The sequence below is a fragment of the Brachyspira hampsonii genome, assembly GCF_002214805.1.
Lineage (GTDB): Bacteria > Spirochaetota > Brachyspiria > Brachyspirales > Brachyspiraceae > Brachyspira > Brachyspira hampsonii.
Genome location: NZ_CP019914.1, coordinates 3,118,257 through 3,140,186, shown reverse-complemented (window position 1 = coordinate 3,140,186; position 21,930 = coordinate 3,118,257). Strand labels below are relative to the sequence as shown.

Below are 21,930 nucleotides of genomic sequence, written 5' to 3'. Positions count from 1 at the left end.
AATTGTACTAAAACAAAATAAATTGTATAATATATAATGATATTATATAGTTGGAGATATCATGGATTTTACTATACCCTATGAAAATGAAATTGATGAAAAAGATAAAACTATAATACAAGAATATATACTTAACAATATAAAGGATTATGAAAATAATTCAACTAAATTAACAGAACTTATTATAGAAGCTGTATCATCTTTAAGTGCAGGAAAATCCAGAACTGAGTATCTAGCCAAGCAAGGTTTTTTACAGAATATAATTAACTCTATGACAGGACAAAACAGAAAAATAAGAGGAGAAATAGATTATAATTATGCTATAGTGAAAAATGCCTCATTAAAAATGATAGAATATTTAGCTAATCAAAATAAAATTACTTATGAAGGGCTTATATATTTAAATAATAAATTAAACAATATAGAAAAAAATATTGAAGAAGAATTAATCGCAATATGCAATAATGTTAGAGAATCATTCAATGTAATACTTAATAAAATTAATAAAGAATCAAATAGAATAGATTCATTAGAAAAAAAAGTTCAATTACTAGAGTTTAAAGCAGCATCCAATATTCTTGAATTTGATAATATAAAATATATTGATATGGATAATATAGAAAAGATTATATGTTTAAGCAATGATCTATTTACAAAAATATCAAATGTAAATAATGCAGACAATAATATACCAAAAGAAAATATTTACATGATAAAATCTATATTATTTGATTTTAATATTGATATGAATCAAAAAATAAAAGTAAATGATATATACTATAAATTAATAGAAAAACCTAATTTTATAAACAAACTTTTTTTAAATACACATAGCAATATCAATACTTATGAATATATTACACCTATATTAAGCGGAATAAAAAAGATAGAAAAATTGGATAAAGAAGAAAATTATATAATAAACACTATGATAAAAATTAATCCTACTATAAATATAAAAGATATAAAAATTGACTTAATAAATGAATACGGAATAAACATATCTAATTTTGATTATAATTCTGAAATTACAAATTATGATATCATTGTGCTTATTATAAATGAGCTTAAAATGATATACAAAAATTTTAATACCCCAATAAAATATTCAGATGAAAAAAAATCTATGGAATCAGCCAATAAATATTTTGAACAAAAAAAATATAAAAAGGCAATGATGGAATGCGATTTAATATTATCAAAAAATAAAAATAATAAAGAAGCACATCATATAAAAATAGAAAGTTTATACCAGCTTCTAATTAAAGAGGTAAAAAATTTTGAATCGCCTTTATGCTATAAAGAAATAGCTAAAATATATTTAATTAAAAGAGATTATGAAAACACATTAAAATATTTAAATAAATATTTTGATTCATACTCATCGAATAAAGAAATATTTAAATACAAAGAGAAGCTTCAATTCCAATACAAAAAATAATGGAATATGAAGAGAAAACTAATAAGAAGCTTGAAAAAATTACAGATAAGAATAAGAGAGATTATTTAGAGTTTATAAATGATTTTTGGGGAGTGTATTTAAATAAAATTTAATTTTCATATTTGGAGATTTTATGAAAAAATTAGGTTTAGTTTTAGGCGGCGGCGGCGGACTTGGAAGCTATCAAATAGGAGTATGGAAAGCTTTAAGAGAATATGAAGTCGATAAAATGATAAAAGCGATATCCGGTACTTCTGTAGGAGTTCTTAATGCATGTTTAATAGCACAAAATAATTATGATATAGCAGAATATATTTGGACTAATGAGATAGAAGATAAAATACTTTCAAAAAAGAAAATGGATACAGACAATAATTATATATCTTCAAATGGTATATTCAGCAGAAAAGGCTTAATAGAGATAATAGAAAAATATTTAAATATTGATATCATCATCAATTATGAATATCCAATATATGCTACAGCGGTAAATTTAAAAAATATTGATGCTGAATATTTCAAATTAAATCATAAATCAGCAAAAGAAATAAAAGAAATAATGATGGCCACAAGTGCAATACCTGTTATATTCGGAAGGCAGACAATAGAAGGAGTTGATTATATAGACGGCGGAGTTGAGATATTAAAAGGAAATAATCTTCCATTAAAACCGCTATATGAAGAAAAATGCGATGAAATAATAGCTATTAATTTGTACAAAGAAAGCACCAGAGAAAAATTCAATGACTGCAAAGTTTATGAAATAGTACCAAGTCATGATATAGGAAACTTCTTTAACGGAGCTATGGATTTCTCGCTGGAAGGAGCTAAAATTCGTATTGAAGAAGGTTATAATGATGCCAAAAATATGCTCAAAGAAATATTTAAAATGGGAAAAATACAATTAGACAATTTGCAAAATAATAATATGCTTTATATGTATGAAAATGAAAATAAAGCAGAAAGAAAAAAAATTAGAAATAGATTAAACAAAGCAATAGATAGTTTGAAATTAAATGATGACGATTAATAATTATTTTTTATTACAAACTCAATTAAAAAATAATATATTAATTCATCATAATACATTTTTATTTATAAAATTTAATAAAATAGATATTATATTAAACAATTAAATTTTATTATATCTATTGTAAATTTCTGAATAAATGTTATAATATAATTTAATACAGTAATATCGTATTTAGAAATTCATTTAAAATAAAACTACAATATTACTAGCTTTTGTAATTGTTTTTTAGGTTAATTTTATTAAAACAAATTTATATTTAATTAAATTTTAAGGAGAAAAGTTATGGTTAAGAAAAAAGAATTTAAAGTTGCTGTTGCAGGATATGGACATGTCGGAAAAGACACAGTAAAAACTATTATAGAAAATAATTCTATAATGGAAAAAAGAACCGGAATAAAATTAACCATTAAAACCATTTTTAGCAGAAATATTGATAAAGTAAAAGATGACAAATTTTTAGACAAAATAGAAATAAAAACTAAAGATTTAAATGATATTTTAAATGATAATGATATTGATATAGTTATAGAAGTACTTGGCGGAATGGATACAGCAAAAGAGCTTCTTATGAAGACAAATAAACCTGTAGTTACAGCTAATAAAGCATTGCTTGCTAATTGTTTTGGAGAACTTATAAAAAATAGAAAGACAGATATAGCTTTTGAGGCTTCTGTGGCAGGTGCTATACCTATAATAAAAGCTATGAAAGAGAGTTTAGTTTCAGATAGAATGCAAAATGTTTATGGAATATTAAATGGAACTTGTAATTATATTTTAACTAATATGACTAAGAATAATTTAGATTTTAAGGATGTTCTAAAAGATGCTCAGGATAAAGGATATGCTGAAGCTGATCCAACATTTGATATTGACGGAATAGATACCGCTCATAAATTATGCATACTTTCATCTATAGCTTTCTGCAACATTATAAGTTTTGACAAAATATTTATAAAAGGTATAAGAAATATTATATTAGATGATATTGTTTTTGCTTCCGAGCTTGGACTTACTATTAAATTAATAGCAGAAGCTGCATTAGATAATAATGATAATGCTTATATATATGTTATACCTACATTACTTAATGATAAGAATATGCTTTCTAAAGTTGATTATGCATTTAATGCCATAACTGTAGTTGGGGATCGTTCCGGAGATACTGTATTCTATGGTTCAGGTGCTGGAGGAAGACCTACAAGCAGTGCTATAGTTTCTGATGCTGTTACTTTGGCTAGAAATAGTTTAATTACTGATGAGCTTAGAATACCGATACTTGGTTTTGTAGAAGAAAATAAAGAGCTTAAAGTAAAAGATTTTAAAGAAAAAAATGAAACTTTTTATGTAAGATTTAAATCAGATAATAATAATCTGCTTGTATTCAATGAGGCTTTTTATGATATTAATATTGAAAAAAGCGTAGAAAGAAATGGAAATTTCATGTTTGTTCTTAAAGATGTTAATATTAATTCTATAATTAAAGCAATAGAAAGTGTTGAAAAAATAGAGGATATATTTATAGCGAAAATAAAATAAGTTAAAATATATAAAAACAAATAATGTTATATAAAGATAATTATATATACATTATTTGTTTTTTATTTTAAATAACAACTTTATAATTTTAATAAAAAATTTTTAATATTTTGTGATTTATTCACAAACAAATTTTTATTATATATTTTGATCTCTTTAACGCACGTTAAATAAAATCTTAGTTTATAATTTAAATTGCAATTATTGATTAAGCTACATTCATAATTTCATTTACCGTGCGGAAATGTATGTTATAAATTTAAAACAAATTGGGCGGGCAGCTAAAATATGAGTTTATAATTTAAAAGAAAAATAATATTATAATTCTATAAATAGTAGAAAGCCTATAGGGTGGGATTATAAAATAAGTCAATAAATATTAAAGCACTATTCTTTCACTTCCTTCTCTTCTTACTAATTTCTCTCTTTCTAATGCATTTAATATAGGAAGCACATATTTTCTTGAAAGTCCTGTCTTATCTCGTACAGATGCTATAGTTATTATATCATTAGTTTTTGTATTTTGCATAATAAGTTTTTTTATTCTATTATAAACATCTATATGATAATATATACCCTCATCAAGATACACAGCTTTTTTTGATAAGGATAATACTTTTATATCTTTCATTCCATTAGTAAATGTTTTTATAATTTTTTCATCCAATCCGTTTAAATCTTCTTTTTTTAATTTTTCTAATAATAATTTCTGAGAATTATTTAAATCAATGTTTTCACTATATTTTTTATATATGTTATTAAAAGGCATTATTATTTTATTTTCAACTAAATAAGCTATAAATACTTTTGTAAATGAATTATTAATATTTAAATAATTTCTTATATCTTCAAAACTTATACCCTCTTTTTTGTTTTCTATTAGATTTTTTAATTTTTCTAATGAACTATTTAAATAATCCTTTTTAACAAAAAAATTTGAAACTTTAATAGAATAATCAGGAATCTCTCCCTTAGCTTCACAATAACCATTAACTGACATAAATAAATCATTATATTTTTCTCTTTTTACTTCTCCTAAAATACTGCCGGCATTATCAATAATTCTTTTTCTAATAAAAGGAGTAGTTTTTTCTCCCCAAAATACATTCCCAGAAGCTATTATTTTACTTCCGCCTTGGCTTATTAATATTCCTCTTTCTTTCCAAAATGCTGATATAGGCTCATTAAATTTTAATCTTATAAATCTGCTGTCTATTTCTTTATTATTTTTATTATATTTGTCAGTATTATCATTTGAATATGTTTTATAAATAGGTATTATTTGTGCAATTAAGCATTCAGTTCCTACTGCAAATTCAGCATTCTTTATTTTTTTTAAATATTGAATATCATCTTTATTAATAAGCTCCAATATTATTTCATCTGTTGAAAATATTTTTTCTTCCTTACAGGATAATAAATGCCCTCTTCTTATTTCTTCTTTTTTAATATTTTTGATATTGATAGCTATTCTTGAAGCTGGGTAAACAATTTCTTTGTCTTCATGATACGACTGAATATTTCTTATTAAAATTTCTTTTCCGCTTGGATAATGTATCAAAGTATCATCTCTTTTTATATTACCGCCTCTAATACTTCCTGTAACAGTAAGTCCTGCTCCCTTTATAGAAAATACTCTGTCCACATAAATATAAGTTGTTATATCATCTTCATATTTTTCATTTGATAATATATCAGTTATTCTATCTTTTAAAAAGTCTATATTAGTACCATTTAAAGCCGACACTTTTACTATTTCCATATCTTTATTGAATATTCTATACAGATTTTTTTTAATATCTTCTTCGCTTTCTTTTAATTTATCATCATCAACCAAATCTATTTTATTAATTACGCATATTATATTTCTTATACCAAGAGATAAAGCTACTTTAGCATGCTCTTCAGTCATATTCATCCAACCTTCATTGGCACAAACCACAAGCATAACTAAATCCAAACTCCACATTCCAGCAACCATATTTCTTATAAACCTTTCATGTCCGGGTACATCTATTACTCCTATTGTAATATCATCATTAGGCTTGAAAAAACCAAAACCTAAATCAATAGTCATCCCTCTTTGTTTTTCTTCAGGAAGCCTCATCATAGAAATTCCTGTTAATGCTTTTATTAATTGAGATTTACCATGGTCAACATGCCCAGCAGTTCCTATTATTTTATTCATAATTAAATCCTATTATTGCTAGTGATGAATTTGCTTGTAACTTTATTATTAAATCTATATATTTCAAATATATTTAAATATTAAAAACTAGTATCTTTTATCTTTTTTAAAACTTCTTTTATATAATTTATATCTTCATCATTTATAGTTATTACATATATAAGTACTGAATCTTTCTTTACTTTTGGTATAATAGGCACATCTAAATTATGCATAAACTTAATTACGACTTTTATATCCTTAGGTTTAAAACTTATTGCATAAGAAGGATAAAAAGTATCAGGCATAGCACCTCCTCCTGTTTCTATATCTTCCTCAACAACTTCAAAACCTTCAATATTTTCTATGATTTTTAAAGCCTTTTGTTTTATCATTTCCTTGTCTATACTCAATAAAGTTTCACAGTATCCTTTGAAATTGCCTTCAGTATTCAATCTTTTTATGATACTTTTTTCTAATATTGACAGTACTGTTTTTCCGCATCTGAAAGCTCTCATTAAAGGATGTTTGTATATTTTTTCTATATATTTTTTCTTTCCTACTATGATTCCAGCCTGCACACTTGAAAACATTTTATCGCCTGAAAAGCATACTAAATCGGCGCCGCTTTTTAATGCAGATTTTATATGTTCTTCTTCGCTAATACTTTCATCAAATATTCCAGCACCCTCATCATAAACTAATGGTATATTATCAGGTATAGTTTCTCTCAACTTTTTTAATGAAGGAAATTTTACAAAGCCTCTTATTTTAAAATTTGAAGTATGTACTTTTAATATCATAGCAGTATTTTCTGTTATAGCTTCTTTATAATCTTTTATATCTACTATATTTGTAGTGCCGATTTCTACAAGTTTGGCAGATGCTTCTTTTAATATATCAGGTATTCTAAATCCTCCTCCAATTTGTACCTGCTCTCCTCTCGCAACTATGACTTCTTTATCAGATGCCAAAGCTGTTAATATTAGAAATACTGCTGCAGCATTATTATTAACCACTAAAGCATCTTCTGCACCTGTTATTTTTCTTAAAAGTGAATATATGAACTCTCCTCTCATTCCTCTTGATTCATTATTAATATTATATTCAAGATTATTGCTGTTTATATTCAATTCTCTTACACTATCCCAAATTTCTGCGTCTATTGGAGATCTTCCTAAATTAGTATGCATTATAGTTCCTGTAGCATTTATGACTTTTTTTATTGTGAGGTTTGCTTTCTTTTTTATTTCAACTTCGCATAATTTAATTATATCTTTTTTATCATATTTTAATTCAGAATTATTTTTTAATTGAGTTCTTAATCTTTCTAAAGTTTCTCTTATAATATCTGCCGCAATCGGACGAGAAATAATTTTATGATATGGTTTTATGGATTCATCTTCTAATACCGCATTAGTTTGTATTAGATTAAATTTATTATTCATAATTAATGTCCGTAAAAAATGAAATGATATTTTATAAAAATTTTATCGGAAGAGGCAGGAGTTGAACCTGCCGATGCTGCTATAGCATCCAACGCTTTTGAAGAGCGCGGAGCCCACCGGGACTCATCAGCCTCCATATATTTTAGTATGATATATTAATTTTTACTTTATGTCAATTTTTTAGCATACATGGTATTGGTATATTATAATAAAAACATTATAATATTATATGTATATATAAAAAATGCACTTTAAAATTTTTATTAATATCATAAAATATATAAAAATGTTTTGGAGATTAAAAATGGATATTAAAGATGAAGTTAAGCCGGAATCGAATTTTGATAATTTTTTGGCATTGGATATCAGAACAGGTACTATAATAGAAGCAGAAGATTTTCCAAAAGCTAAAAGACCTGCTTATAAATTAAAAATTGATTTTGGCAAATTGGGTATAAAAGCATCATCAGCACAAATAACAAAATTATATAAAAAAGAAGATTTGATAGGAAGACGAATAATTGCTGTAGTTAATTTTCCTAAAAAACAGATAGCTAATTTTTTCTCAGAATGCTTGGTTTTAGGTGCTGTCAAAGATAATGGTGAAGTTGTATTATTAACTACAAAAGAGGAATGTGAAAACGGTACAGTTATAGGATAATATTTGTTAATATAAATCATAATATAGAAATGGAGAACAATATGGGATTACTTAATAATGAAGATATAAAAACATTGGAATCATTTAATACAGATGGCGGCGGATATTTTTATAAAATGCTCAATTATTTGCAAGAGTTTATTGAAAATGGTGTAAAAGAAAATAAGTTTACATTAGAAGAGGCTAAAGAGGATTTAGATATAGCATTATGGTATTCTTATGCCTGCAATAATATAGGCGATTATGAACATTATTATATGTCTAAAGAGTTCATGAAATACTCTGAGAAAAATGCCAAAGGATGCGGAACTTGGTACTATAGATATACTGTTGCTCTTATATATTGCGGTAAATTAGATGAGGCTTTAAAATATGCTGAACATGGTGTTATTGAAGAGCCTGATTATCCTTGGGGCTGGCTTGAACTTGCTAAATTAAGACTTCATTTCGGAAATAAAGAAGGTGCTGTGGAAGCTAATAATAAGGGATTGGAACTTGTACCGGGTGATTATGAGTTTTTAAGACAGGCTGAGGAGATAGAAAATTATTATTCTATAGAAGCATTAGAATATCATTATATCAATGAAGAAAGCGATAAAAATTTACTTAAAGGTCTCGATTACGGAGAGGAGAAATTAAATGCTATAGCTTATATATTATGCGATAGAGAAAAATTGCAGGCTATTAAAGATATTATTAATCCTATAGATTGGGAAGCTGATAATCCTTATTGTACTTTTAAATTTTATTTTGATGATGATTTGATAGACGGTATATTTTTAATGAATGAAGCTGCTATATCAAAATTAGATAAAGAATTAATAAAGCAATCTTTAGAAGAATTAAAAGATGTAAAAGAGAAATTAAAATATGAAGAAAAATCAAAATTAACATCTGTAAGATTCAGTATTGATTATACTATTGAAGCCGAATTTAAAAATGAAGAGACCGATAAAACTTTTTCAATTAGAAAAATGTTTAATAAAGATTCTGAATATAAAAAAGTTGCAGATGAAATTTTTGATTCTTACGGAATGCCTTTAAGTCCATATTTAGAGGAGCTGCCTAATATTGTTACTTTGTATAAAGAAGAATACGGATTTATGTATTATGCTGAATGCTGGATAGATGAAGGAACTATAGTAAAGCATACCGGAATAGTTGGAAGCAGCGGAGAGGTTAAAGAATATGAATGCGGTAATCCAAGAGAATATAAAATTTTTTTAGATGATTTTTATAAAGAGTATAATGATTATAAAAAAATTGATAATGATGATTGCTATTATTTGATTTTGCAATTTGAAACAGAACCTTTTGAAAATGAACTGCCTGAAAAATATTCTGATGCTTTAAATAAAATAGTAAATATTTTAAATTCAGTTTTGAGTTGGAATGGAGTTGGTTATTTAAATTCTTGGAATGCTGGTGAAACTGAAAACATAAAAGGAAAATATGTTATTAATTTCTTTTCTGTGGTTGTAGATATTGATATTGCTTTTAGGCTTATATTAAATGAAGTTATAGGAGATATTAAAGATGATATAAATTGCGAGCATATAAAGATAGCTTATGTTCCATATATAGATAATGGAGAAAATTTTACTTTAATATATTCATCAGATGAAAGCTCAGATTTTTATATTTGATTTTTATATAAAAATACTATAGTGTAAAATTTATAATTGTTTTTATAAAGTAAATGCATTATAAATTTATAAAAAATATAAATATAAAATTAGTATAAATATATTTTTAAGTATTGAGTTTACTTATATTAATTATTTTTTCTTTTTCCATTCGGATTTTTAGAAGTTATATTTTTATGTACATTTTTCTTTTGAGGCTTTAATTGTTTTAATTGATTAATTTTTTCTCTTATCTCAATAGCTTTTTCAAATTCTAAGCTGTCTGATGCTTTTTTCATCTCTTTTTCAAGCTCTTTTATATAATCATCACTTTTCTGTTGAGGGTCAATTTTTACTCTTTCATTAAATCGTCTGAAATCGAAATGAAGCTCATAAGATGTTTCAACTTTCTCTTCTCTTTCTATTATATCCTGTATTTTTTTGATGATTGTTTTAGGAGTAATATTATGCTCTTTGTTGTACTCCATCTGTATTTTTCTTCTTCTCTCTGTTTCATCTATTGCAACTTTCATAGCATCGCTTATAGTATCAGCGAACATTATAACTCTGCCATTTGCATTTCTTGCGGCGCGTCCTATAGTCTGTATTAAGGTAGTTGTATTTCTTAAAAAACCTGTCTTGTCAGCATCAAGTATTAATATTAAAGAAACTTCTGGTACATCAAGCCCCTCTCTCAAAAGGTTAATGCCTACAAGTACATCAAATGCCCCAAGCCTCAAATCCCTTATAATTTCAACGCGTTCAACTGTCTGAATATCAGAATGAAGATAACGAGTTCTTACTCCGTTTTCATTTAAATATTTTGTAAGGTCTTCAGCCATTTTTTTTGTGAGTGTTGTTATAAATATTCTCTCATTGTTTGATACAGTCTTTTTTATCTCTTCTAGTATTCTGTCTATCTGTCCGTCAATAGGATATACTTCTATTATAGGATCAAGCAATCCTGTAGGACGAATTATCTGCTCTACAACCTGACTGCTTTTCTTTAATTCATATTCTGCCGGAGTGGCACTAATATATATTGTATCATTAGTAAGTTTTTCAAACTCTTCAAAAAATAAAGGTCTGTTATCAAGAGCTGAAGGAAGTCTGAAACCATACTTTACTAAAGTCTCTTTTCTGCTTCTGTCTCCGAAAAACATTCCTCTAATCTGAGGAACACTTACATGCGACTCATCTATAATAGTTAAAAAGTCTTCAGGAAAATAGTCTATTAAACAAGCAGGTCTGTCTCCTTCTTTTCTTCCGGATAAAGGACGGGAATAATTTTCTATTCCTGCACAGTATCCGACCTCTCTAAGCATTTCCAAATCATATTTTGTTCTTCCGTATATTCTTTCTGCCTCTACCAATTTTCCTTCGGATTTAAATTTATTATACTGCTCTTCAAGTTCTTCTTCTATTAATTTTATACCTGCAGCCAACTTGTCTCCTCCTGTAACAAAGTGCTTTGCAGGATATATTACAACTCTGTCTTGTTCTGCTAATTTTTGTCTTGTTATAGGATTAATTTTTATTATACGCTCAACAGTATCACCGAAAAACTCTACTCTGATAACCTCATCAGAATAAGCACTCATTATTTCTATAGTATCGCCTATAACCTTAAATCTTGCTCTCTCAAGCACATCTTTAACTCTTTCATATTGAATAGATACTAATTTTTCTATTATCTCATCTCTGTCATATTCTCCGTCTTTTTCTATTGCTATATAAAGTTTTCTATAATCTTCAGGAGAACCCAATCCGTATATACATGAAACAGAAGCAACAATTATAACATCTCTCCTTTCAAGAAGCGATGTAGTTGCTTTAAGTCTTAATCTGTCAATTTCATCATTAACAGATGCATCTTTATCAATATACAAATCTTTAGCCGGTACATAAGCTTCAGGCTGATAATAATCATAGTATGAAACAAAATACTCAACAGCATTATTAGGAAAAAAATCTTTAAGCTCCCTATAAAGCTGAGCTGCCAAAGTTTTATTATGCGACATTACTAATGTCGGTCTATTAGCTTTTTCTATTACATTTGCTATTGTAAAAGTTTTTCCACTAGCTGTAACTCCAAGCAGAGTTTGATATTTATTTTTATTTTCAAGTCCTTTAACTAGTGAGTCTATTGCTGTTATTTGATCTCCTGAAGGCTTGAAATTTGATTCTAATTTAAAATTCATATTTAATAATATTAATAAAAATTAACAGTTCTAGTCAATACTACAGTTTTATTATCAAAGTCGGTAACCTCAGCCTTAAATATATATTTTCCTCTTTTAGGAACAAAAACGCCGCCCCTATAAAAATGCGAATCTACTCCGTACACTTCTTCAAAAGTATAATTCGGAGATATATAATATACATTGTCTCTTTTTATGAAATATGTAAAATCATAATCTCTTACTAAATCATCATTCATAAATATTTTTACTCTTTTAAGTCCCATAGGTATTCCGCCCAATAAGTCATAAGCTTTAACAAATAATTTTATTTCTCCATTATAACTCATAGGCATTTTATCTTTTATCTGTATAAGTCTGTTTTCAGTTCTTAAATATATACCATGAATTAGAGGTGCTTGAGTTGATCCTTTATCTATACTTAAATATTCTAATGGATCTACTACTAATCCCTCTTTCATGTTTTCTATAGTTAAATGCAAATGTGCTCCTCCGGATCTTCCGCTGTTGCCTGTGAGAGCTACAACATCTTTTTCTGTTACTTTGGCATAGGATTTTTCTATACTACCCGGCTCTATATGATAATAATAACTTCTTAAATTATCAGGGTGTTCTATCATAAGTACATTTCCAACACCGTAAAGCGGTCTTGTAGGATCTTCATCTTCATCAATATAATAAACTATTTCTCCGTCTTTTACAGGATATATTTCCATTTTATGTCCGCCGAAATCAACTCCGTTATGGAAATGATCCGTTCTGAACTCTCCGAATGTACTTGTTACTCTTATTCTATTAGGATCTATAGGCACTCTTGCAAATAAAAATGAAGATATTATAAATAATAATAATATATATTTTTTCATAGCTTAACCCTCTTGTATGTATAAATCATTCTGTCTGTTACAATCATATATTCATTTTCTAAATTTGATATATCAAGATTGTATACCCAACCGTCTAAATATTTTTCAAATACAATCTCTTTAGTATGATTATCGTATATTAAAACTACACTTTTTGCATCTTTAGATATACTCATAATAGTAGAATTAGTTTCAGAATTTAATTTCATATTGATTGCATTCTGCATATTATATTTTTCTAAATTAATTCTTTTTATTTCATTACCTTTATTTAAAGAATACAATATAATATCCCTGTCAGCAAGCATAAAAGCTGTCATTGATTTTTCGCTTATATAACTAGATACATGCCTTCTCCTATTAAGTCCTGTGTCTGAATACCATATAGTATTACCGGAAGCATCATAAAGAGTTATGTATTCAGGTCTTATTCCGCTTACAGCTAAAGCAAAACTTCCGTATTCGCTTATTGCCACAGACTTTACTATATTTATTTCACTAAGAATACTAGATATTGCAAAAGATAACTCTCCGTTTCTATTTATATATGCTATATCTCCACTTGAAAAACCTGCTATATAATCGCCTGTATACAAAGCAAAAGCTCCGTCAGTTATTATCTCTCCATATTGTATATGTCTGCTAAGCGGATTATTATTAAAATCAAACATTTGTATCTTTGAATTGTCGCTTGAATGGTATATTATCCTTTCAGCATAAGGAGCTATTTCAGGATAAATTGAAGTATTAGTACGCCATATAATTCCGCCCATATTATTATATGCATCTATATAATTTCCGTACCTTTTATATATGATAAAATTCTGATTATTTAAAGTTGCCAATTCGCCTCTTGATAAATTAGTACTGTATATAGTGTCTCCATTAAAATCAAAATAATGAATTATACCTTCAGGCTTTGTAAAAAAGTTATGTTTGAATATTCCGTCTATATAAAAATTTTCATCATGAGATGGAGAATCTAATGAATCACTTTTTTTACTCCAAACATTTACCGTACTATATTCATCATTAAGTCTATGAGTACCAAAGAAAAATACAAATAGAAATATAAAAGCCAAAGCACTTATTATAGTTAAATACCTAATGAATAAGGGTTCTATTTTATGTATATTTTCTGATTCTATTATTGATTTCTCTTTTACTTTCATCTATCACCGCAGCTGTATAAATTATAACTTAATATTTTTATTTTATTTGAGTAAGAGTTTTAGTATTAAATGAAACAGGCTTTTCTAAAATGCTTAAAGGATCAAATGTCATATTTCCTGCCCTCATTTCCCAATGACAATGAGGACCTGTAGACATTCCTGTAGAACCAATCAATCCTATTACTTCGCCTTTTTTAACATACTGTCCTTCTTTTGCTATTAATTTTGACATGTGAAAATATGAGCTGTATACTCCTTCTCCATGATCTATAACTACGCAGTTGCCTCTAACAAATAATTCTCTTGATACTCTTACAACTCCATTATTTGCAGCTATTATAGGGGTTCCGTTTGTATTTGCTATATCAAATCCCTGATGATATCTTGCATAGTCTTTAGTGTATCCTCTGAAAGCACCGAAACCTGATGAATATCTGCCTTGAGAAGGCATTATATATACTTTATCTGCATAATTAGTAGGTGTATAACTTATATAAATATTTCCATTTAATAATTCTCTTTCTTCTCTAGATTTCTGAGGATTGCTTATAATATTCTTCATAGTAGAAGTTACTCCCGGTATTTGCTTTGGTTTTGGAGGCGGAGGAGTAAAATCTAATTGTATATCTATTGCCACATTCAATAATGTTTTATCTTTTAATGTTATGTCAGATAGAAACTGATATTTTTTATCCTGAGCACCTACATATATACCGAATATACTTTTATAAACTTTCATGTTCCTGTCAGCATCTTTTACTTCAAAAAACTTCACTATAGGTCTTGCACTTCCCATAAGTTTTGAATTTTCTATTTTTATTTCATCTTTGGAAGCTATAAATATAGTAGATACTTTACCTGCATAGAATGGAAAAGGATCTGCATATATTTTTATATCATTATCATATTTTTTGAAATCTTCTAAAGAATTAAAAGCATTATTTCTAGTATACATAGCTCCGTTTATTAGAACAGCATTATTATTGCTTACTTTAATTTTTGTATTTGGGGCAAGATAATAATATTTATTTCCTATTTTGATTTCAGCAAAAGCATTTTTTTCAGTTTCTATAATATCATTTACTAATATTTCATTAGAAGTTTTTATATCAATATTTTTTCCTCCTCTGCTTAGAGAAGTATTTCCCAAATATTGAATAGTATTTTGAGAATATAAAGTTAATGAAATTAAAAATACGATGCTGATAATATATTTCATAAAACCTCCGAAATTATTATTCTATTATTTATTTTATATAATTATTTTTTATATGAAGACTTATCTAATTTTAATAAATGTTCTTTTATATCTCTATTTGTAGGAGCAAGCTCAAAAGCCTTTGTTAAAAATTCTTTAGCTCTTTCAAAATCATTTTTTTTGAGGAAAGCCCAGCCTAATGAATCCAAATAAGCCGGATTATTCGGATCTATTGCTAATGCCCTTCTAATTTCTTCTATTCCTTCTTCTATATTTGTTTCAGTATCTGCCAAAATAAAACCCAAAGAGTTTCTTGCATTTGCACTGTTAGGATCAAGATTTACAGCTTTTTTCAAATGCTCTATGGCTTTTCTTATATTTCCTTTTTTATAATAAACATACCCTAAAGCAGCATGTATCTGAGTATTTTCAACACCGGAAGATAATGCATCTATAAGTTCAAATTCGGCTAAATCATACATCTCTTTAACGGCATATATATATCCTACGATTATATGGGCCTGCATAAGTCTTAAAGGATTATCAAGTCTTCTCATAATTTTATCAAATACCTGCAGAGTATTATCATAATCCTGAATTTGTGCATAGGCTAATGCTAAGTGGTATCCGGATTCAACATCATTTTTTTCTGAAAATATTTTTTCTAAAGAGTCTATTGCCTCTTTATAATTTTCATTTCTAAAAAACTTTATTCCGTCTTCTAATTTACTTCTGCTAGAGCCTATACTCATATATACTCCCTAATATATATTTGATTGTTTATATATTGTATATTTATAATGTAAAAATCTCAATATATTTTAACTAAAACTTTAATAAAAAAATTATGTAAAGTATTATATTAAAAATATATTATTTGTAAAGTTTAAAATAATCATAGCATAGAAATTGCATAAAAATTGCATAAAAATTGCATAGAAATAGATATTGATTTCATTATTAAGATATGTTATAATTACCAAACAGTTTAATTTTTATGGAGGTCAATTATGCCACGTATTATAAATAATGATTGTGTAGCTTGCGGATCATGCATTCCTGAATGCGCATTCGATGCTATTAGTGAAGGAAATATCTATGTGATAGATCCTAACAAATGCACTGATTGTGCTGCTTGTGAAGCTGTTTGTCCAAGCAATGCTATACATCCAGCTTAATTGCTGCTGACGGCATATTTGGGGCGGGTTTTTAATAATATTAAAACCTGCCCTATTTTATATTTTAAGGAATAATATTGATAAAAAATAAAGAAGCATTTATACTGTCATATAACATATATAAAACTTCATCTATAATAGCATCTTTTCTCACAGATAATTCAATAATGCAGGCAATATGCCATAAAGCAAAAAATAACTCGAAAGCATTCGGATCAGATTTGGAAAGCATATCAAAATTAAATATAAACATATACGAAAAAAAAGACAATCAGCTGTCTATATTAAAAGAATCTTCTATTGTAAAAAATTATAAATTATTAGAAAAATCTATATATTCATCTTTAGCCGTATTCTATATCAGAGAAGTGCTGCTATACTGTGCTAAAGACTTTGATAATAGATATTTCATTTTAATGGAAAAAACATTAAATGCTTTGGAAAGTTTGGAAGAAAATTACAGCAATAATGATAAAATAAAAAAAATGTATATCGATATTTTAATGCGGGCATTTGAAATGAAAACTTTGCATATAGCGGGAATATCTCCTCATTTGGATAAATGTACAATATGCGAAAACAATAATGATTTATTATATTATTCTATATTGGAAGGCGGATTAATATGCAGAAAATGCCGAAATCTAATTAAAGATTATATAAATATAACAGAACATGATATAGTCTTTATGAAAATAATAAAGCATACACCTCTCATAGAAATAATATACAATGAAGATTTAAAAAACATATATAATAATTCTATAGATAATGTAAAAGACATAATGAATAAATCAATATTTAATCATATAAACAGAATAATAAAAAGCAGGAAAGTATTAGAAGAAATTTTACTTACTTAATACTTAATATATCAAATATTTCTTTTGTATTATTTACTATATATGAAGCATTTTTAAACTCTTCATCATTTCCAAAACCATATTTAACAGCAATAGAATCAATACCTACATTCTTGGCAGCATCTATATCATCTATCCTATCGCCTATCATTATAGTTTTGTCTTTTTCAAAATTTTCTTTTTTCAACGCTTCTTTCAATACATCTAATTTAGTTTTAATTTTTCCTCCTAGTATAGGAGCATAAAAATTAGTAAAAAAATTTGTCATAGAAAAATGTTCAATTATTCTCAAAGCTGATTCTTTGGGTTTAGCAGTAGCCAAAAATACTCTATAATTATTTTCATACAAAGTTTTAATCAGATCATATATACCATCATAAAGTTTGCAGTTAAATAAACCATCATTACCATTGTAATCTTCTCTGTAAAACTTTATAAAATCAAAAGATAATTTTTCATCATCTAAACAATATTTTTTAAAACTAGCATCAAGAGGAGGACCAATAAATTTTCTTAAAGTATCATTATCAGGAATATTTATATTTAAATTATATACCTCATTTATTTTTTTTATTCCATATAAAACACCATTTATTATGCCCGGTGCTGAATCAGTAATCGTTCCGTCAAGATCAAATAATACATTAATATATTTCGGCATAAATAAGTCTCTCTTTTTATATTAACTTTATTTCTCTGCAAAAATATATCCTGAAGCAGGTATAACTTCAAAATCTTCTTTAGTTTTATCTTTTATAGCTTTAAATAATAAATTTATTCCCAAACTATCGCTTGATATATGACCGGCACATACAATATTAATATAATATTTTCTGCACTCATCTAAAAGTCTGTCTGATATATTCATCATAACAATAGTACTTACTCCAGCCTTTGATAAAGCATCAATCATTCCTACATCAAAAGAAGCCCCTCCTGTCATATCCACTATAAATTTTCCTACTTTAGATTTATCAGAACCATTAAATATTTTAGGAGGATTAAATCTTTTAGCAGATATTTTATATTCGTCTATAGTATATAAAATATCAATAATATCTGATAATGTATATGGATTTTCTTTTTTAATCTTTTCAGTTAAAAAAGATTCTACAAAATTATCAGCAACGGTATGCATACACATATAATTTAATTTAAGAAGTATTGCACAATCAACATCTCTATAATGATTGGAAGGAAAAACAGAACGGCTTACTTCATTAAGTCTTTTACTAGTTAAACTTTCAGAAACATTTATAGCAACATCATGCAAAGCATTTTTTTCAGCCTGCATAGATATAACATCATAAAAATTAACAAATCCATATCCGTTTGGATGATGTGTTATAACTAAATCTATATTATAATTTTTTTCATTTAATCTGTCAGCCAAAAGCAATTCAGATGTCTGCATATCTATACCGCAGATAATCTTTTTTATATCTCTATCCTCAGCAATATTCAAAATTCTAGTATCTGAATAAGGATTAAAAAGAGTATCTTTATCAAAATATTCTCTATTTTTATCATCTAATTTATCATAATACTTTTTTATATTGTTAAGCTCTTTTTCTACAGTTTCCCTTCCTCTAGGATCAGCATCAATTGCACAATCTATAGCAGCTCTGTAAAAATCATTTATTTTTAAAGACATATTATCTCCCAATCACTACTCTTCATCATCTTGCTTTCTTTCATTTTTAGGTTCGCCTCTATATTTTTCAGTTTGAATCATACCGTCCTGCTCAAAGAATGTAATAGCTTTATAACTTTGTCTTATAGAAAACTCAGCATTTCCTATAAGCAGTTCTACACCTGGAAGCATTTCTTTACCGGCACTTACTGTAGATTCAACTTTTTCTATTTCCATTTCCTGAATTAAGGCTTCTCTATTTAATACTATTTCTTCTCTTCTAGTGTTGGCCTGTTCTAACTGTTCTTTATAACTTTGAAGCTGCTCTTTTTTTTCATCATCAAGTTTTTTAAGTTTTCCTGCCTGCTCAAGAGATTTTATATTTCTTTCGGTTTCTTCTATAGAAATATCTAATTCTGCTTTTTCATTATCTAAATCATCTACTGCCCGTCTTTTGGCTGGGCTTATTCCTGTTTCTATATATGTTTTAGCACCTACTTGAGAACCTAATACTTTACCATTAACCTCTCTTAAAGCTCTTAATCTTCCTCCGCTTGCTGATGCTCTCTTACCTATAAGTATTATTCTATTATCAGCATCAATATTAGAATTAAGTATCGCCTCAGTAACTACAACATTATTTCCTGCTTGAATATTAGAAAACTGTATAAACTTAGCAATAACATCTCCTCCGGCTTTTACATGACTATTTTCATTTCCTTGAATACCAAGTTTAACCATAATGTCTCCCTTAGCTTCAAGCTCACATTTGCCGACTGTTCCATGCACATCAATATTACCTTCTGCCTTAATAGAATAATTATCGTTTACACTTCCTTTAACAACAACGCTTCCTATAAAATTAATATTTCCTGTTTCAGGACCTACATCTCCTGATACTTCAAATATCGGTTCTACACTTAAAAGTTTTCCTTTAAGCACAACCTGTCCGCTTATAGAAGCTATTACATATTCGCCGTCTTCTGAAAGCTCAACATTATCACCAATTATCTCTTTGATTTCAATATCTTTTCCGCTTTTTGTTTCTATTTTTACACCTAATACAGTTCTTCCGGCTTCTCCGTCTGTAGCAGGAGTTTTTCTAGCTAATTTCTGACCTTGCTCTACATTCTCAACTATAGTTAAATCTTTATAATCTATACTCTGATCTTCACCTATAAATTTAGGTATAACTTTTTTATTTACATTTACCAAATATTCTATTTTTGCATTCTGTCCATTCACAGGCGGACGGCCCTCTGCAGCAAGTATAGGTACATTAAAAGAGCCTTCTTCTAAACATTTTTCTACATTTTCTTCCTGAAAACCAAAAGTTACACCGCTGTTTTCAAGAAGTTCTTTAACATCCTGTAAATCCATTTCTCTTCCGCCCTTATTAGGCTTAGTAACTGTAACATAAGCACGCATTTTATCTTCTGTTACTGTATAGCTAATTTTGGCATTATTAACAGATTTAGATATATCCCATTCAGCTATTTTTTCATATTCTCCTGTTTGTTCATGAAGCATTTTTTTAGCTAGATGAGAATCATATTCTTTTATGCCGGCATCTATTAACTTTTCTTCCAATACTGTAATATCTTCTATTTTTTTACCCTCTGCTACAGGAGGATTAACTTTTAAAAATACTCCGTCTCTCTTAACTCTTACAATTATTTCTGTATCTTTATTTAATACTACTTCTTTCTGTGAATTTCCTTCATATATTTCTTCATAACCATTAGGATTACTGATTCCCATATCAGATTTATCATAAGTAATATGAGTATATCTTACCAAAAAAGGCTTAGCTCCTATATTGAAAAAACCCTTGCTGCCGTCTTCAAGAACTTTGTAGCTTAATTCGTAAATAGGACATTGAAATATAGCAGCCGCTTCCTGCATACCTCTTTCTAAAGAAGCAACCGATAATTCTACTGAACGGGTATTTTTATTATTATAAATATCTTTATAAAAATCACTTTGCAATATTTTTCTTTTTAATTCATTCATAAAAAATCACCTATTTTATAATAATTGTTTTTTTATCTCAGAAAGACTATATTTTAACTGCTGTATAGCTTTTGTATGAATCTGCGATATTCTGCTTTCTGAAACATCTAGTACTTTGCCTATCTCTTTTAAAGTAAGATCATCATAATAATATAGTATTAGAACTTGCTGTTCTTTTTCCGGAAGTTTTTTTAATGCTGCTATTATTTTATTTTTAACATCTTCTCTTTCTGCTAAATATTCCGGATTAGTTTTATCATTAGATTTCAATGTATCTATTACTGATATTTCATTGGAATCATCACCAACATACCAAACATCGCTTAAAGAAGTAGGAGAAGCCTCTATATACCTTTTCATAGTTTCATTATATTTGCTTATTGGTATTCCAAGCATATCTGCTATTTCCTGAGGCTTAATATTTCGGCTTAATCTAGCTTCTAATATTTCCCTTGCTTTTTCTATTTCTTTAACATCTTTACGAATAGATCTAGGTAGATAATCTAATTTTCTAAGCTCATCATATATTGCCCCTCTGATTCTAGTAACTGCATAAGTTTTGAACTTAATATCTCTGTTTGGATTATACTTATCAATAGCATCCATAAGCCCGAAAGATCCGAATCCTACTAAATCCTGAAATTCAATATGCTTATGAGACCCCATATTAAAAGAGATCTTGTTTGCAACATATTTTACTAAAGGAGAATATTTAATAATTAGAGCCTCTCTTATATGAGGCGAAAGAGTCTTTTTGAACTCCAACCAATATTCCTGCTCATTCTCATTAGTAATATTTGGTACTTTATCTTTTTTATTCATCTTCATAATATTCACTCTAGTTATTAATTTTTTACTATATAATTTTTCTAAATAATTTCTTATTTAGATTTAT

The 21,930-nt window shown here is 27.2% G+C and carries 18 protein-coding genes and 1 tRNA gene; 7 read left to right on the top strand and 12 right to left on the bottom strand.

Annotated features, from left to right (window positions below):
- Positions 1–61: 61 nt before the first annotated feature.
- The 3 genes from BHAMNSH16_RS13970 to BHAMNSH16_RS13960 all read left to right on the top strand — a co-directional run bounded on the left by BHAMNSH16_RS13970 (position 62) and on the right by BHAMNSH16_RS13960 (position 4,010).
- Positions 62–1,441, top strand: coding sequence for a hypothetical protein (locus tag BHAMNSH16_RS13970; RefSeq protein ID WP_241033623.1), 1,380 nt, complete (start codon positions 62–64; stop codon positions 1,439–1,441).
- Positions 1,442–1,574: 133 nt separating this feature from the next.
- On the top strand, positions 1,575–2,471 hold the full coding sequence (locus BHAMNSH16_RS13965; RefSeq protein ID WP_069732126.1) for a patatin-like phospholipase family protein: 897 nt from the start codon (positions 1,575–1,577) through the stop codon (positions 2,469–2,471).
- 285 nt (positions 2,472–2,756) lie between these two features.
- Positions 2,757–4,010 carry a homoserine dehydrogenase gene (locus tag BHAMNSH16_RS13960; RefSeq protein WP_069732125.1) on the top strand — a complete coding sequence of 418 codons (1,254 nt, stop codon included), beginning with the start codon at positions 2,757–2,759 and terminating at the stop codon, positions 4,008–4,010.
- 379 nt (positions 4,011–4,389) lie between these two features.
- Here BHAMNSH16_RS13960 and selB read toward each other — a convergent pair whose 3' ends face one another.
- The 3 genes from selB to BHAMNSH16_RS14365 form a co-directional block, all read right to left on the bottom strand.
- Positions 4,390–6,198, bottom strand: a complete 1,809-nt coding sequence (gene selB, locus BHAMNSH16_RS13955) for a selenocysteine-specific translation elongation factor (protein WP_069732124.1) — start codon at positions 6,196–6,198, stop codon at positions 4,390–4,392.
- 80 nt (positions 6,199–6,278) lie between these two features.
- Positions 6,279–7,625, bottom strand: coding sequence for an L-seryl-tRNA(Sec) selenium transferase (selA, locus tag BHAMNSH16_RS13950; RefSeq protein WP_008729230.1), 1,347 nt, complete (start codon positions 7,623–7,625; stop codon positions 6,279–6,281).
- Between the two features lie 45 nt (positions 7,626–7,670).
- Positions 7,671–7,760, bottom strand: a tRNA-Sec gene (locus tag BHAMNSH16_RS14365).
- A 169-nt stretch (positions 7,761–7,929) separates the two neighbouring features.
- On the opposite strand from BHAMNSH16_RS14365, the gene BHAMNSH16_RS13945 reads away from it, so the two are divergent.
- A complete protein-coding gene (locus BHAMNSH16_RS13945) occupies positions 7,930–8,286 on the top strand; it encodes a tRNA-binding protein (protein ID WP_008729229.1) in 357 nt (118 codons plus the stop codon).
- Between the two features lie 41 nt (positions 8,287–8,327).
- Positions 8,328–9,932, top strand: a complete 1,605-nt coding sequence (locus BHAMNSH16_RS13940) for a tetratricopeptide repeat protein (RefSeq protein ID WP_008729228.1) — start codon at positions 8,328–8,330, stop codon at positions 9,930–9,932.
- A gap of 128 nt (positions 9,933–10,060) precedes the next feature.
- On the opposite strand, the gene uvrB is transcribed toward BHAMNSH16_RS13940, so the two are convergent.
- From uvrB to BHAMNSH16_RS13915, 5 genes are read right to left on the bottom strand one after another with little or no spacing between them, the layout of a single operon-like run.
- Positions 10,061–12,112, bottom strand: coding sequence for an excinuclease ABC subunit UvrB (gene uvrB, locus BHAMNSH16_RS13935; protein ID WP_008729227.1), 2,052 nt, complete (start codon positions 12,110–12,112; stop codon positions 10,061–10,063).
- An 11-nt stretch (positions 12,113–12,123) separates the two neighbouring features.
- Positions 12,124–12,978, bottom strand: a complete 855-nt coding sequence (locus BHAMNSH16_RS13930; protein ID WP_008729226.1) for a M23 family metallopeptidase — start codon at positions 12,976–12,978, stop codon at positions 12,124–12,126.
- A complete protein-coding gene (locus BHAMNSH16_RS13925; RefSeq protein WP_069732123.1) occupies positions 12,975–14,150 on the bottom strand; it encodes a hypothetical protein in 1,176 nt (391 codons plus the stop codon). Before BHAMNSH16_RS13925 ends, BHAMNSH16_RS13930 begins: the two co-directional genes overlap by 4 nt.
- A 37-nt stretch (positions 14,151–14,187) precedes the next feature.
- Positions 14,188–15,369, bottom strand: a complete 1,182-nt coding sequence (locus tag BHAMNSH16_RS13920) for a M23 family metallopeptidase (RefSeq protein ID WP_008729225.1) — start codon at positions 15,367–15,369, stop codon at positions 14,188–14,190.
- Between the two features lie 41 nt (positions 15,370–15,410).
- Entirely contained in the window at positions 15,411–16,100 is a 690-nt protein-coding gene (locus tag BHAMNSH16_RS13915; protein ID WP_008729224.1) for a tetratricopeptide repeat protein, read from the bottom strand.
- 258 nt (positions 16,101–16,358) lie between these two features.
- Here BHAMNSH16_RS13915 and BHAMNSH16_RS13910 point away from each other — a divergent pair, with 258 nt between their 5' ends.
- Both BHAMNSH16_RS13910 and recO read left to right on the top strand, forming a co-directional pair.
- The gene (locus BHAMNSH16_RS13910; protein WP_008729223.1) at positions 16,359–16,526 is read left to right on the top strand and encodes a DUF362 domain-containing protein; all 168 of its coding nucleotides are present in this window, start codon (positions 16,359–16,361) and stop codon (positions 16,524–16,526) included.
- 77 nt (positions 16,527–16,603) lie between these two features.
- Complete coding sequence (gene recO, locus BHAMNSH16_RS13905) at positions 16,604–17,389, top strand: DNA repair protein RecO (protein ID WP_069732122.1); 786 nt, start codon at positions 16,604–16,606, stop codon at positions 17,387–17,389.
- Here the strand turns inward: recO and BHAMNSH16_RS13900 are convergent.
- Genes BHAMNSH16_RS13900 through whiG form a run of 4 tightly spaced genes read right to left on the bottom strand, consistent with a single transcriptional unit; the run spans position 17,382 to position 21,863 of the window.
- Positions 17,382–18,050 (bottom strand): HAD-IA family hydrolase, encoded by a 669-nt coding sequence (locus BHAMNSH16_RS13900; RefSeq protein WP_069732121.1) that lies wholly within the window; start codon positions 18,048–18,050, stop codon positions 17,382–17,384. The two genes, recO and BHAMNSH16_RS13900, sit on opposite strands and share 8 nt — an antisense overlap.
- A gap of 27 nt (positions 18,051–18,077) precedes the next feature.
- Positions 18,078–19,043, bottom strand: a complete 966-nt coding sequence (locus BHAMNSH16_RS13895; RefSeq protein ID WP_069732120.1) for a hypothetical protein — start codon at positions 19,041–19,043, stop codon at positions 18,078–18,080.
- Positions 19,044–19,058: 15 nt separating this feature from the next.
- Positions 19,059–21,035, bottom strand: a complete 1,977-nt coding sequence (locus tag BHAMNSH16_RS13890; protein ID WP_008729249.1) for a FapA family protein — start codon at positions 21,033–21,035, stop codon at positions 19,059–19,061.
- A gap of 15 nt (positions 21,036–21,050) precedes the next feature.
- A complete protein-coding gene (whiG, locus tag BHAMNSH16_RS13885; protein WP_008729248.1) occupies positions 21,051–21,863 on the bottom strand; it encodes an RNA polymerase sigma factor WhiG in 813 nt (270 codons plus the stop codon).
- Positions 21,864–21,930: the final 67 nt, after the last annotated feature.

What these genes read in the sequence shown, in the direction of transcription:
- BHAMNSH16_RS13970 (WP_241033623.1), top strand. Translation starts at nt 62, where the DNA reads ATGGATTTTACTATACCCTATGAAAATGAAATTGATGAAAAAGATAAA.
- BHAMNSH16_RS13965 (WP_069732126.1), top strand. Translation starts at nt 1,575, where the DNA reads ATGAAAAAATTAGGTTTAGTTTTAGGCGGCGGCGGCGGACTTGGAAGC.
- BHAMNSH16_RS13960 (WP_069732125.1), top strand. Translation starts at nt 2,757, where the DNA reads ATGGTTAAGAAAAAAGAATTTAAAGTTGCTGTTGCAGGATATGGACAT.
- selB (WP_069732124.1), bottom strand. Translation starts at nt 6,198, where the DNA reads ATGAATAAAATAATAGGAACTGCTGGGCATGTTGACCATGGTAAATCT.
- selA (WP_008729230.1), bottom strand. Translation starts at nt 7,625, where the DNA reads ATGAATAATAAATTTAATCTAATACAAACTAATGCGGTATTAGAAGAT.
- BHAMNSH16_RS13945 (WP_008729229.1), top strand. Translation starts at nt 7,930, where the DNA reads ATGGATATTAAAGATGAAGTTAAGCCGGAATCGAATTTTGATAATTTT.
- BHAMNSH16_RS13940 (WP_008729228.1), top strand. Translation starts at nt 8,328, where the DNA reads ATGGGATTACTTAATAATGAAGATATAAAAACATTGGAATCATTTAAT.
- uvrB (WP_008729227.1), bottom strand. Translation starts at nt 12,112, where the DNA reads ATGAATTTTAAATTAGAATCAAATTTCAAGCCTTCAGGAGATCAAATA.
- BHAMNSH16_RS13930 (WP_008729226.1), bottom strand. Translation starts at nt 12,978, where the DNA reads ATGAAAAAATATATATTATTATTATTTATAATATCTTCATTTTTATTT.
- BHAMNSH16_RS13925 (WP_069732123.1), bottom strand. Translation starts at nt 14,150, where the DNA reads ATGAAAGTAAAAGAGAAATCAATAATAGAATCAGAAAATATACATAAA.
- BHAMNSH16_RS13920 (WP_008729225.1), bottom strand. Translation starts at nt 15,369, where the DNA reads ATGAAATATATTATCAGCATCGTATTTTTAATTTCATTAACTTTATAT.
- BHAMNSH16_RS13915 (WP_008729224.1), bottom strand. Translation starts at nt 16,100, where the DNA reads ATGAGTATAGGCTCTAGCAGAAGTAAATTAGAAGACGGAATAAAGTTT.
- BHAMNSH16_RS13910 (WP_008729223.1), top strand. Translation starts at nt 16,359, where the DNA reads ATGCCACGTATTATAAATAATGATTGTGTAGCTTGCGGATCATGCATT.
- BHAMNSH16_RS13900 (WP_069732121.1), bottom strand. Translation starts at nt 18,050, where the DNA reads ATGCCGAAATATATTAATGTATTATTTGATCTTGACGGAACGATTACT.
- BHAMNSH16_RS13895 (WP_069732120.1), bottom strand. Translation starts at nt 19,043, where the DNA reads ATGTCTTTAAAAATAAATGATTTTTACAGAGCTGCTATAGATTGTGCA.
- BHAMNSH16_RS13890 (WP_008729249.1), bottom strand. Translation starts at nt 21,035, where the DNA reads ATGAATGAATTAAAAAGAAAAATATTGCAAAGTGATTTTTATAAAGAT.
- whiG (WP_008729248.1), bottom strand. Translation starts at nt 21,863, where the DNA reads ATGAAGATGAATAAAAAAGATAAAGTACCAAATATTACTAATGAGAAT.